Source organism: Lentzea flava (assembly GCF_014648475.1).
GTDB lineage: Bacteria > Actinomycetota > Actinomycetes > Mycobacteriales > Pseudonocardiaceae > Lentzea > Lentzea flava.
Window position 1 is genome coordinate 32,140 of record NZ_BMRE01000001.1, and the last position, 13,171, is coordinate 45,310.

8 protein-coding genes are annotated in these 13,171 nt (G+C 71.6%); 6 read left to right on the forward strand and 2 right to left on the reverse strand.

The annotated features are described in order from the left end of the window. Nucleotides 1-9: 9 nt before the first annotated feature. Nucleotides 10-231 carry a hypothetical protein gene (locus IEZ09_RS00155; protein ID WP_189251452.1) on the reverse strand — a complete coding sequence of 74 codons (222 nt, stop codon included), beginning with the start codon at nucleotides 229-231 and terminating at the stop codon, nucleotides 10-12. Between the two features lie 56 nt (nucleotides 232-287). Then, complete coding sequence (locus IEZ09_RS00160; protein ID WP_189251453.1) at nucleotides 288-2,657, reverse strand: type 2 lanthipeptide synthetase LanM family protein; 2,370 nt, start codon at nucleotides 2,655-2,657, stop codon at nucleotides 288-290. Nucleotides 2,658-3,120: 463 nt separating this feature from the next. On the opposite strand from IEZ09_RS00160, the gene IEZ09_RS00165 reads away from it, so the two are divergent. The 6 genes from IEZ09_RS00165 (at nucleotide 3,121) to IEZ09_RS00190 (ending at nucleotide 13,171) form a co-directional block, all read left to right on the forward strand. Then, nucleotides 3,121-5,637 carry a class III lanthionine synthetase LanKC N-terminal domain-containing protein gene (locus IEZ09_RS00165; RefSeq protein ID WP_189251454.1) on the forward strand — a complete coding sequence of 839 codons (2,517 nt, stop codon included), beginning with the start codon at nucleotides 3,121-3,123 and terminating at the stop codon, nucleotides 5,635-5,637. Next, a complete protein-coding gene (locus IEZ09_RS00170) occupies nucleotides 5,634-6,365 on the forward strand; it encodes a GNAT family N-acetyltransferase (protein WP_189251455.1) in 732 nt (243 codons plus the stop codon). Before IEZ09_RS00165 ends, IEZ09_RS00170 begins: the two co-directional genes overlap by 4 nt. Further along, a complete protein-coding gene (locus IEZ09_RS00175) occupies nucleotides 6,362-7,927 on the forward strand; it encodes a hypothetical protein (RefSeq protein WP_189251456.1) in 1,566 nt (521 codons plus the stop codon). Before IEZ09_RS00170 ends, IEZ09_RS00175 begins: the two co-directional genes overlap by 4 nt. After that, nucleotides 7,924-9,477: an alpha/beta hydrolase family protein gene (locus IEZ09_RS00180; protein ID WP_189251457.1), complete on the forward strand. Its 1,554-nt coding sequence runs from the start codon at nucleotides 7,924-7,926 to the stop codon at nucleotides 9,475-9,477. The genes IEZ09_RS00175 and IEZ09_RS00180 overlap by 4 nt, the downstream gene beginning before the upstream one ends. Before the next feature lie 222 nt (nucleotides 9,478-9,699). Continuing rightward, nucleotides 9,700-11,439 (forward strand): ABC transporter ATP-binding protein, encoded by a 1,740-nt coding sequence (locus IEZ09_RS00185; RefSeq protein ID WP_189251458.1) that lies wholly within the window; start codon nucleotides 9,700-9,702, stop codon nucleotides 11,437-11,439. After that, a complete protein-coding gene (locus IEZ09_RS00190; RefSeq protein WP_189251459.1) occupies nucleotides 11,432-13,171 on the forward strand; it encodes an ABC transporter ATP-binding protein in 1,740 nt (579 codons plus the stop codon). Before IEZ09_RS00185 ends, IEZ09_RS00190 begins: the two co-directional genes overlap by 8 nt.

A 13,171-nucleotide genomic window follows, 5' to 3' on the forward strand; every position in this document is an offset into this window, starting at 1 on the left:
ACGGGCGCGTCAGTTTTCCGGCCGGCAACACGTGGAACCGGTGCCACCGCCATCGGTGGCGACGACCGAGTCGAGCACGGCGTCCGTGCTGAGCTCGGCTGCGATGCTCGGAGCTGCGGCGATGGCGCCGGCGGTGAGGACGACGCCGGTCAGCGCGGCGATCCGCAGGCCGATCTTGCGGGTGGCGGCGCGGGTCGCGGCGGACTGGGCGTTGGTCTCCGGCAATCTCATTGCTTCTCCTGTTGATCAGTAACGGTTTTATCGGTGTTCCGGCAAATGCCGGAAGATCAGGTGTCCGATTGGAACAGCAGCACGGACGGCGTTCGATCGGGAAATCCGAGGCGCAGCAGTCCGATCCCGATTCCGGCGAGCCCGGTCAGCAGACCCGGTGTGGGAACGCGGTCCGGGGTGACACAACGAGGTCCGTCGCGGCGCAACGCGGCGAGCACCTCGCCCGTCCGGCGGTGTCTCGTGGCGGCGGACCAGCCGGTCACCGACACGTCCGCACGGCCGAGTTCCCCGTGGCACAAGGACAGGTCGTCGTCCGTCCATTCGGAAGCGCCGTGCTGGCACCATTGCGCGGGCCCCGCGGGTCCGTCCGGGTACAGGGCCGCGAGGTCGCGTGCGTCGGTGCAGCCGATTTCCGCGTCGAGCGCACGCATCGCCGCCGCCAGGCCGTGTTCCGGTTCGAACTCCGCCGCCGCGGCGGCCAGCGGCACGGTCGCGCGGGCCCACCGGGCGACCTCCTCGTCGTCGACGAGTTTCGCGATGCGGGCGAGGGCGTACCCGATACCGGCGAACCCGGTGAGGCCGCCGGAGCCGACCGCTGCGATGAGCTCGTCGTTGCCGCGCAAGGCGTTCAGCAGGTCCGGGACCGCGCCGAGGGCCCGGCGGGCGACGTCGGTGTAGCGGGAGACCTCGCTGATCCGCCCGAGCTGCGCCAGGAACAGCGCGACGCCGGTGTAGCCGTGCGCGAGCCCGGCGCCCATGGGCAGCACCAGCCAGCGGGTGTCGCCGACCGGTTCGAGGCCGATCCAGTTGATCCGCTCGGTGCCGAAGCTGGTCGTGACGATCCGGTCGGCCACGGCACACGCGGCGGACAGCACCTCGTCCGTGCCGACGGCGTGCTGCTGGACCTGGCCGGGACCGCCGCCGGTCAGCGCGACCCTGCGGCTGGCGAGCGACGCGGCGATCACCCATTCCTGGTCCGCGCGGTCGAACTCGTCGAAGGCCCCGAGGCAGGCGAGCGCGTCCTCCAGGCCGGAGGTGGCGAGCACGCCCGGCAGCGTGCCGGTGGCGGAGTGCAGGTCGCGGCCGTCCGCGCGCGCCGTGAACAGGGGGATGTCGCCCGCGTCCAGCTCGGCGGCCTCGAGCTCGGCCAGTCCGGGCAGGAAGTCGTCGGCACACGCCGTTTTCAGGGCGTTGAGCCTCGTTTCGGGGTTCTGCAGGAACTCCGGAGCGCGCGTGGCCGCGATGAGGTCCGCGTACTGCCGCGTCGGCCGTGGCACCACGCGCACCGGCACGGACGCGCATCCGGCCAGGAGAGCGGCGAACTCCGCGCGGTGGAAGGAAATCGCGTCGTAGGTCAGCCGGAACCCGGACAGCACCGCGTCCGCGTGGTCGGCGGCTTCGACGGGCTCGCCCTGCCACGTCGGGCGGTTCGCCGCGCCGGGCATGATCTCCGGCCGCTCGACCGCGCGCATGCGGTCGGTCCCGGCGTCGACCCATTCCGTTGTGACGCAGGAGGTTTCCTGGCCGGCGTCGCCGCCGACGGCGGAGATGTCGGTGAGGCCGTGCCGTCCGGCGACGGCCGGCAGGATGCCGGTGCGTGCCACCGAACGGCCCAGCGCGATCGTGGCCGGATCGGGCCGTCCGCCGGGAAGCTGGGCCTGGAACAGGGTTTCGACGTCGATCAGCAGCGGCTGGTCGGCGCGGGCGATCACGTTCTGGTGGTGCATGTCCGTGGCCCGCACCAGGTGCAGCACCGCGAGCAGCCCGCCGAGCCGGTGGAAGTACGCCGTGGCGTCGCGCGTGGGCAGCGGTGCCGGTTCGACGTGCTCGGTCCAGCCGTAGCCGTCCGCCGCCAGCGCCTTGACCGTGACGATGCCCAGGTCGGTCAGGTCGTTCACGAGCTCGACCACGTGCGCCAGCGCCAGGTGCGCGTCGACGCCACGCGGCTTGTGGACCACGCGCTGCCCGTCGGCGAGCCGCAGGATCGTGGTGGCGCGCCCGCCCTGATGACGGTCACCTCCCGGCCGCACCGCGACGAGCGCGGCCTTGGCGGTGAGCAGCGTGCCGGTGAGGCGCTCCTGGTCGGCCGCGTACCGGGCGGCGATCTCGGCGGTGGTGACGACCGCGGTGTCGCGTTCCCGGTCCAGTTCCCGGATCAGCACGGGATAAGGCTCGAAGTGGGCGCGGGTCAGTCCGTCGAACGGGGTGTTCGCGAGTTCACGGACGAGAACCGGCGCCGCGAGGCGGGTGAGCCGGCTCGTGAGGTTCTTCGCGCACGACGCCGTCAGTGCGTCCGGATCAACGGCGGTGCCGGGCAGGCCCGTGAGCTCGTGGTGCAACCGGGCGCTCGCCGCGTCCACCCACGGGGCCACGACGTGCGCGAACACGTCCGTGGGAGCGGGTGTGACGCGACAGGCGATCTCCATGACACGAAGCGTGCCAGCGCGGCACCGGCGGGTCATGGGTGGAGAACACCACCATTGATGGCCACGTACGTACGCGCCTCTACGCATTCTGCCGGACGCCGCTCGTGAACCGCTCGAGCACAACCCGCCCGCCACCGCCGTCACACCGTCCCGCACCTGCGGCTTCCGAATGGTGGTGGCCGCCACGGATGAGTTTCGCGCCGCCGGACGGGAGATTTCTCTCGGGCCGCAACGAGGCCCGCAACACCAACAACACGGAGGTGCATTCACATGGAGAAGATCGTGGACGCGAACGACCTGCTGACCCTGGGCTTCGAGGACGACGCGCTGCTGATGGAGGACAACTCCCTCTGCACGCTGTGCTCCTGGACCATGAGCGAGAACTGACCGGAGCTCCCGGTGATGCGGTGGGCCGCCGTCGCGCGGCCCACCGCAAGTCCCTTCTCCGAGGCAGGTGAGTTCCATGCGACGACGCGCAGCCGCCGACCCGATCCGGCGCGGGGTGGGAGAGATCGCCGCCTCGTGCGCCGACACCTACACCGTGCGCGGCGAGCCCTTCTGGTGGCACTTCGACCCCGTGACCGACCGCCCGCAGCTCCGCCAGGGCTGGAAGATCCACGTGAGCGCCGCGCCCCAGCACGCCCCCGAGGTCCTGCGCCGCGTCGCCGCCGTCGTCGTGCCCCGCGCGTTGCGCTGGAAGGCCGCCCGGTCCATCGACAAGCTGATGGACCTCAGCTCACCGCCCTCACCCCTGACCCAGTCCGGCAAGTTCATCACCGTCTACCCGGACTCCGACGTCGAGCAGCTCGCCGCCGACCTGGACGCCGTCACGGCCGAGTTCGACGCTCCCGTCGTGCCGTCCGACCGGCGATTCCGCCCGCACAGCAACGTCTACCTGCGGTACGGCGCGTTCTCCGCCTCCAGCGTCTTCGACCCGGCCGAGCAGAGCCTGCGGCACGTGCTGGTGCACCCCGACGGGCACTGCGTCGAGGACAAGCGAGCTCCCGGTGTCGCCGCACCCGACTGGGTGGACGACCTCGTGCCCGCGCAGTCCCGCGTCTTCCTGGAACGGCCGGGAACCGGCCTGTTCGGGCGCGAGATCGTGGTGCAGGGGGTGTTGCGGCAGTCCGTGAAGGGCGGGGTGTTCCGGGTCCGCTACCGGGGCGCGCCGGCCGTGCTGAAGGAAGCGCGGATCGGGACGACGCCGGACCGGCTCGGCCGGGACTCGCGCACCGCGCTGCGCAACGAGTGGCAGCTGCTGCGGGCGCTGAGCGGAACGGGGCTGGCGCCGGAGCCGCTCGCGTTCTTCCACCAGGAGGACAACGCCTATCTGGTGCAGGAGTTCCTGCCGGGACGGACGTTGCGGGCCGAGGTGGAGCGGCGCAACTACCGTTCGCCGGTGTCCGTGCCTGATCTGTTGTCGCTGATGGACGGGGTGCACCGGCTCGTGCGGGACGTTGAGGCGCACGGGGTTCGGCTGCTCGACCTCACGCCCAACAACATCATGGTCGACGGGGCGCGGTTCGCGGTGATCGACCTTGAGCACGCTGGTCTGGTTGATTCGCCGGAGCCGCCGTTTGCCGCGCACACGCCGGGGTATGTGCCGCCGTCTGCGCCTTGGGCCGCGGACACCGAGTACGCGCTCGCGGCGATCGACCACTTCGTGCTGACGGGGATCGATCCGTTTCTGGGCAGGAACGTGACGTACGCCGAGCACCTGCCTGCGGTGTTGGAGGCGTTCGCCCCGGCCGGGCTGGATCCGGAATCGATCCACCTTGGCCCCCTCCGGGGGGATCGCGAGGTCCCCACTCCCATCGTCTCAGGCGGGTCCGACAGTGTCGGCGACCGCGCCGTCGAGGAAGCGGTCGAGGCTGGCGAAGAACTGGTCAAGCTGGCCGAGTGGGACCGCCACCCCTGGCCCTGGCCTCAACGCTGGGCACCGGGCTCCCTGCACCCGGCCTCCTTCATGGCAGGCACCGCCGGCATCGCCCGCTTCTACCTCGACCTCCACGAAGCCACCGGCGACAGGACCTGGCTGCACCACACCGACCAACTCCTGACGTGGACCATCGACAACCACCCGGTGGTCCCAGGCCAGACCCCACCAGGCCTGTACTTCGGCCTCGGCTCCCTCCCGTGGCTCATGACCGATCTCGCCGCCACCGGACACGAACCCGAACTGTGGCACCGCGAAGCCCTGAAGCTCTCCGCCGAGCTGAGCAGGATCGAGGTCCACGGCTGGGACATCACCCACGGCTGGGCGGGCATCGGCCTCGCCAAGATCGCCCTCCTGCGCACCACCGGCAAAGGCCAGGAAGACATCAAGGCGATCATCGCGAAAGTCCTCGCAGGCGTGTCCACAAAGGATGGTCTCCCGGCGTGGCCGAACAACGGCTCGTCGTTCTACGGCTTCGCCCACGGCAGCGCGGGCGTTGCCTACTTCCTGCTGCACGCCGGCCGAGCCGTCGACGACCCGGTCGCCACCGACCTCGCCGTCGCCACCGGACGAGCCCTGCTCGGCGCCGCGGTCCCGGCGGCGGAAGGCCTGTCGTGGCCGCACAAACCGGGCCACGACACGGTGTGGTCGCACTGGTGCAACGGCGCCGCGGGTGTCGGCATCCTGTTGCACGCCCTGGCCCGGCACACCCAGGACGAGGAATTCGAGCAAGGCGCGCGAAAAGCAGGCCTCGCCATCACGACCGCGCGGCCGTTCGGCAGCGTCTGCCGGTGCCACGGGCTCGCTGGCGACGGTGACTTCCTGCTGGACCTGGGCGACCACGAGGGCGCCGTCCACATCGGACGCAAGCTCGACGCGCTCCGGTTCCGCGACGGGTTCTCCGTCAAGTGGGCGCCGGAAGGGCTCGGTGCGCCCAGGCCCGACTACATGCGCGGTTACACCGGCGTGCACGCGTTCCGGCTGCGGCTCGCGGGCCGCGTCGCCCGTTCGCCCCTGACCCTGCGACTGGAGGAGTGGCAGTGAACCTCACCGATCTCCTGGTCCACGAGATGGTCGTGGACTGGGGCCCGAACCGCCGGGTCGTGGCGTCCCGGCAAGGCGAGACGGTGTTCGAGTGCGTGGTGCGGCCGGCCGGAGGGCTCTGGTACGTCACGGAGTGCCTGCCGCAGCGCGATGACCCGGCCATCGCCGACCATCTGGGCAGGGTGCTCGCGTACCTGAAGGAACAGGGGATCGGCGACGTCGTCGTCGTGCACCCGGAGTTCTGGGACGTCGGCGGCACCGACTGCGGGCGGATCGTGCCGATGTGGCTGCGGCTGGACGCCGAGATGATCGCCTCGTTCGAGCGCGTGCTGCCCGTCGGTCACAAGGTTGAGCCGTTCTCGGAGGATGTGCCGGGAGAGCCGCACGACCGCCGGGTCTTCGCCGAGCTCACGCAGAACCAGTACGGGCCGTTGATCCCCGAGGCGTCCCTCAGGATCGTCGCGGACGGCGTCCCCCGCGGCGCGATCGCGGTGACGGAGGACCGTGGTGTGCCGCTCGTCGGGCACCTCGTGGTCGAGCCCGCCGCGAGGGGTGGCGGGCTCGGCAGGACGTTGCTGGTGCGCAGCATGCTCGGGCTGGCGGAAGCCGGGTACGTCGACTGCCGGCTCAACGTCATGGCCGAGAACTTCGCCGCGCGCAGGCTGTACCGGTCGATCGGCTTCGTGCAGGACCGCGCGACGCTCCGAGCGAGCCGGGTGACGTCATGACCGTGACGGTGCTGGAGCTGGAGTCCGCGCGGATTCCGGCGACCCTGGAGGATCTGCGGGCGCAGGGGCCCGTCCGCTACTACCTGTCCGCAGGTCGTCCCGTGTGGTTGCGAGGACCCGAGGGTCCCGCTGACCTGACCACGGCGTTGCTGCGCTGCCACGACGAACGCGAGGCACGGCTGCGGGCCGAGGTCAGGGCCGCCAAGGAATGGCTGGCCGAGGGCGGCCCACGGGCCGTAGTCGTCGAGCTGGTCAACCCACCGACGAGAGACGACGTGCGCTTCCTCCAGGAGTGCCGCATGCGGCTGGTGCGCGGGGAAGCGCAGTCGATCACCGTGCTGCGCCACCTCCCCGCCGCACCGCCCGCGAACGAAATCCTCGCGATGCTCCAGCTCGCCGGTGGATCGGTCCCGGAAGAGAAATTCCGCCACTGGCAGGCGAAACACGGCTGGGACGACGATCTGGTCGAGACAACAACGTCCACAAGGGACAATCGACGTACCTACGCGGCCCCGCCACCACGTGACCTGCCGATCACCCCGGAGCTGGCGGCCGAGGTCGCGCAGAGCGTCGAGGTGCCGCTGTCCACCGCCGCCCTGCTGACCGACCCGTCAGCGGCACTCCACGCCTTCACGGCCGGCGCCGCCGCGGAAGCCGCGGGCCAGGGCAGGGTGCTGTCGCGGTACGCGGGCAACCTGTACCGCCGGGCCTTGCGCGGCAACGAGGTTCCGCACGCCACCGCCGCGAGCGCGTACCTGGCGGCACTCGTCGCGGATCGCCGCCGGGTCTCCGGCGCGGTGGCCGACCTGCTGCTGGCGCAGGCGGAGAAGTGGGACGTGGAGCCGATCGACCGGGCCATGCTCGCCTACCAGCTCGGCCAGCTCCTCGCGAAGGACCCCGACCCGGCTGTGCGCAAGTCGGCCGCGCGCTGCTTCGAGCACGCCCGCGACCTGGACGTGCCGGTCACCCAGATCGCCGCGTCGTTCAACGGCGCCGCACTGGCCCTGTACCGCGACCGCGACCTGGACGGTGCCGTCACGACCATGCGCACGGCACTGGAGTTGCTGGAAGGCCAGGACGTCGTGGCCGATCAACAGGTCCAGCTCCTCACCAACCTCGCCAAGCTCCGCCGCGGCACACCCGAGGCCGTGGGCCTGTACCGGCGGGCGTGGGCGGCCGCGGACGACGTCGCCAACGCCACCTACGTCGCCGCCGACCTCGTGCGGGTGCTGCTCGACGCGGGGGAGGACCGCGAGGCGGAGGCCGTCGCGACGCGGCTGCTCGACCTCTTCGACCGGGCGGCCGACACGAACCAGGCGAGTGAGAAGGCGGTGTCCGCGGTGTGCTTCCGTCTCGCCGACAAGCGGCTCGCGGCGAACGCGACCGCGGAAGCGGCGCGCTGGTACCTCGCCGCGGTCAGCCGGATGCGGCGCGGCGCCCCCGAGGTCGTGGACACGATCCTGCGCAACCTGGGCGACCAGCCGCCAGCCCTCGTCGAGGCACGCGCCGCGCACGCGCTGGTCGCCGACGACCTCCTGGCGCTGCGGGGTCTGCTCGCATGACCATCACCGAGTTCTCCCTCCACCGCGACCGCCTCGTCCTCACGCGACCGGGCGAGGTCGGGCTCGTTCCGGCGGGAACCACCGACCTGACCGAGGTCGACTGGATCCCGGCCGGCGACTGGCACCTCGTCGGCTGGGCCGCAGAAGACCTCGTGGCGCTGCGCCGCCGGGGCGAACTCGGCCTCCTGGACACCGGCCGCCGGATGCTGACCTCGACGCATCCGGTGGTCGGCCGCATCCTGCGCTACAACGGCGAAGAAGCCCTCGTCGCGGTCGTGCGCGACGGACGCCCGGTGCTGTGCGTGCACCGCCCGTCCACAGGCACCTACCAGGTCCTCGACGCCACCGAGGGCGTGTCGTCGGTGGCCGCCTGGGACGGCACCACCATCGTGCTCACCAAGGACCGGCGGGTCGTGCTGGTGCGGTACGACGACACGAGCAGCGAACAGATCGCCGAGATCCCAGCGGTGTCGGCCGCGGGCGACGGACCGCTGGTCGCGCTGACCGGCGAAGATCAGGTGCCCGGCGTGCTCGACCTGGCAAGCCGCGAGGTCCGTTGGTACGCACCGGGAAGTGCCGGCATCGCCGTCTCCCCGTCCGGCCTGCTCCTCACGATGGCCTGGACCGATCACCGCTACGTCTACCGGGTCCTCGACCGCGAGGGCGAGGTCGTCGGCACGCCCGTGCCCGGTCACGGCATCGCCACCGACCTGACCTTCACCGCGGACGAGCGCCACCTCCTCGGCCGCCACCAGTCCCCGGCGGCCTCACCCGCACTCGTCCGCTGGGACATCCACAGTGGACAGATGACCGAGCTGCCGGGACAGCGGCGCACCGAGACGCCCGTCCGCTGGCGGCACCGCGAGTCCGCGCAGTCCCCGGAATGGCTCTACGAACCGGAAAACGGCGGCCACGGCGGCATCGTCCTGCACCTGCACGGCGGCCCCCGCAGCCAGCTCAGGCAGATCCACGAGCCGATGATCGCCGCGCTGGTCGAGGCGGGCTGGACCGTCATCGGCATGAACTACCCCGGCAGCAGCGGATACAGCGACGAGTTCCGCGACGTCGTGGTGGGCGACTGGGGCGGTGCCGACGTGGCGGCGGTGACCGCGCGCCTGCGAGAACTGCGGCGCGACCGGCCGGTGTGCCTGTACGGCCAGAGCTACGGCGCCTACCTCGCCCTGCTCGCCGCGGCACGGGAACTGGTGGACGCCGTCGCCGTGTGGGCGCCGGTCACCGATCTGCCGCAGCTGCTGGAGTCCGCGACGGGACTGCACCGGCAGTGGCTCCGCACCGAACTCGGCGCGCTCGCCGACGACCCCGGCCAGTTGAACGCACGCAGCCCGATCAACCAGCCGTTCACGGCACGACGCCTGCTCATCGGCCACAGCAAGGGGGACGACAGGTGCCCGGTGGAGCAGTCGCGGAGGTTCGTCGAACGGCAGGGCGCCGACCGCTACCTCGAACAACCCGGCAACGGCCACGAGCCAGGCGATCCAGGCGCGTGGACGGCGGCCGTGGTGGAGCACTTCGCGGAGGTGCTGGGATGACGGGCTTCGCGCGCTGGACGGACGCGGTGGTGGAGCGTCTCGGAGGTGCTGGGATGACGGCTTCGCGGGCTGGACGGGCGCGGTCGTGGATCGCCTCGGAGGTGCGGCGATGACGTACTTCGCGCGCTGGACAGGCGCGGCCGTGGAACGCCTCGGAGGTGCTGGGATGACGGCTTCGCGGGCTGGACGGGCGCGGTCGTGGATCGCCTCGGAGGTGCGGCGATGACGTACTTCGCGCGCTGGACAGGCGCGGCCGTGAAACGCCTCGGAGGCGCAGGAACGACCGCACTCCTGTGGCAAGCGGGCAGGTGGCGATTCGCCGTGTTCTGCGTGCTGGCGGTCCTCCAGGGCCTGACCCCGGCCACCGCCATCGCCGCGTCCGGCGTGCTGATCTCCGGCCTGCCCACCGACCCGGCGCGGGCCACCCTCGGCCTAGCCCTGTTCGGCGCCTCACTCCTCACCGGCACCGTGCTCGCCGCGATCCTCGACCACCAGGCCGCCGTGCTCGACGGCAGGGTCGCCCGCACGATCCACGACACGGTGGCGCACGCGACTCTCCGCACCGACGTGGAACTCTTGGTGGACCCGCGAACCACCGGTGAGCTCGGCGCGCTGGCCGAGTTCGAACGCGTCGACGGCTTCGTCGGCACCGTCACCGCTCTGCGGGAACTGCTGCGGCAGCGGGCAACCGGTGTCGGTGCGGCCGTGGTGCTCGCGACGTTCGCGTGGTGGGCCCCGCTGGTGATGTTCCTGGGCTGGCGCGGTCTCAGCTTCGGCGTCCGCAGGTGGCTCGACCACGGCATGAACCTCGGTGCCCGGCAGGGCGAACAGGCGCTGCGCCGCGCCCGGTACCTGCGCGGCCTCGCCGTGGACAGCCCGGCGGCCAAGGAGGTCCGGGTGTTCGGGCTCGCGGGCTGGCTCGTCCCGCTGTACCGCGACTCCTACCTGGCGGCGCTGGAAGTCCTGTGGGAGGGCCGCCGCCTCGGCATGCGCACGGTTCTCGCCGCGACGGGCGGAGTGGTGCTCGCCCACCTGATCGTCCTGACCGCGATCGCGCAAACCACCACCACACCGGCGGAGATCGTCGTCTACGCGCAGGCGGTGCTGTCCACCAGCGCGCTCGGCTACGTCTTCGGCGCCGAGGTCCCGCTGGCCCGCGCCCGCAAGGTGGCGAAGCTGGCCCGCGCGCTCGCCGACCGTCTCGCGACCAGCCCGCCACCCGCGAAGAAGACCGCGAACGCCATCGAGCTGAAGAACGTCCACTTCACCTATCCCGGCAGGGACGACGAGGTCCTGGCCGGCGTGAACCTGACCGTCCCGAAAGGACAGTCGCTGGCCATCGTCGGCGAGAACGGCGCGGGCAAGAGCACGCTGGTGCACCTGTTGTGCGGCACCTACCGGCCACAGCGGGGCGAGATCGCGATGCCGGGCGAGGTCAGCGCGATCGTGCAGCGGTTCACCCGCTTCGAGCTCTCCTTGCGCGACAACATCGGCTTCGGCGCCGGCGACGAGACCGTGCACAGGGCCCTGGAACGCGCCGGTGGCCTCAGCCTGCTCGACGACCTCCCGCACGGCTGGGACACGGTGCTGTCCTCGTCGCACCCGGACGGCCGCGACCTCTCCGGCGGCCAGTGGCAGAAGGTCGCGCTGGCCAGGGCGTTGCTCGCGGTCGAGACCGGCGCCGAAGTCCTGATCATGGACGAGCCCAGCGCCAACCTCGACGTGCTCGCCGAGGAGGAGCTCTTCGCCCGCTTCAGCGAGCTGGCCGGCGAGATCACCACCATCCTCGTGTCGCACCGGCTGGCCTCCGTCCGCCACGCCGACCGCATCGTGGTGATCGCCGACGGCCGCATCGCCGAGGACGGCACCCATGCGGAACTGATGGCCGCCAACGGCCGGTACGCCGCGATGTACTCGCTGCAGGCAGAACGGTTCGCGGAGAAGGAGTGGAGCCATGCGTGAGATCCGCGTCCTCGTCGCGACGGCGTGGCGGGTCGACCGCCGCCTGACCCTGGCCATGATCGCCGAACCGCTCGGCAACACCCTCGTACTGATGTCCGGCCTGTGGCTGGCGATGCTGACGAACGGCGTGATCCGGCACGACCCGCGCCAGGTCGTGATCGGCATCGCCGCCCTCGTCCTCGGCGCCGGGCTCGGCTGGCAGCTCGACCTGTCCGCCAGCCAGTGGCGCATGGTGCTGGGGGAGAAGGTCGCGCACGCGTTCGACACGGAGATCGCGCGGCTCTGCGCCGAACTGCCCACCCTCGACCACTTCGAGCGCTCCGAGTACCAGAACCAGCTCGAACTGCTGCGGCAGCGGCAGGGCCTGCTCGGCAACTCGCTGAGCGCCCTCGCCGTGACGGTCAAGGCGATCTGCGCGGGCCTGACCGTGCTGATCCTGCTGGTCGTCGCGCACCCGGCGATGCTCGCGCTGGTGCTGCTCGCGCTACCCGCTCTGCTGATCACCAGGACCCAGCAGCGCTGGCGAGCCACCGCGGAAGACGCCTCCGCACTGCCCGGCCGCACCGCCCGCCATCTGCGCACCGTGGCCCAGGATCGCGACGCCGCCGTGGAAATCCGCCTCTTCGGCCTGGCGGACTACGTCGAACGCCGCATCGACACGCTCTGGCGTGCACAGCGCGCACCGATCGAGAAGACCGAACGCAAGGTCGCCCTCGCCTCGCTCGCCCAGCAGCTCCTGTACGTGACCGGCGTGATCGCCGCCGTCGGTTTCGTGCTGCACCAGGCGATCCGGGGCACGTCAGCGCCCGGCGACGTCGTTCTGGCGATCTACCTGAGCCAGCAGGTGCAGACCGCGGTCATCTGGCCGATCCAGGCCGTCACGGGCTTCGGCCGCACCCTCCACACCGTCCGCCGCTACCTGTGGCTCGTCGACCACGCCCGCGCCGCGGCCCCGACCGGCCACCTCCCCGCGCCCGAGCGGATCGTCGAGGGCATCCGGCTGGAGAACGTGTCGTTCCGCTACCCCGGCACCGAGAAGTGGGTGCTGCGCAACGTCTCCCTGACCATCCCGGCCGGCGGCGCACTGGCCGTCGTCGGCGAGAACGGCGCGGGCAAGACCACCCTCGTCAAGCTCCTGACCAGGATGTACGAACCCACCGAAGGCCGCATCACGGTCGACGGGACCGAACTCGCCGACCTCGACGCCGAGCAGTGGCGGGAGCGACTCGCCGCCGCGTTCCAGGACTTCGCCCGCTTCGAGCTCACCGTCCAGCACGCGGTCGGCCTCGGCGACCTGCCCCACCTCGACGACACCGCCCACGTCCGGGCGGCACTCGGCAGAGCCAGCGCCGACGTCCTCCCGCAGGAAGCTCAACTGGGCACGTCGTGGGGCGGCGCAGACCTCTCCACCGGCCAGTGGCAACGGCTCGCGCTGGCCCGCGGACTGGCGCGAACCACCCCGCTCGTCCGGTTCTTCGACGAGCCGACCGCCAGCCTGGACGCGTTCACCGAGGACGCCCTGTTCGGCAGCATGGCCAGAGCCACCGACGGCGCGAACGGCATGATCACGATCCTGGTCACGCACCGGTTCTCCACGGTCAGGTCCGCCGACCTCATCGTGGTGCTGGCCGACGGCGGCGTCGCGGAACTGGGCTCCCACCGCGACCTGCTGGCCCGCGACGGTCGTTACGCCCGTCTCTACCGGTCGCAGGCGGACGCGTTCGCCGGTTGA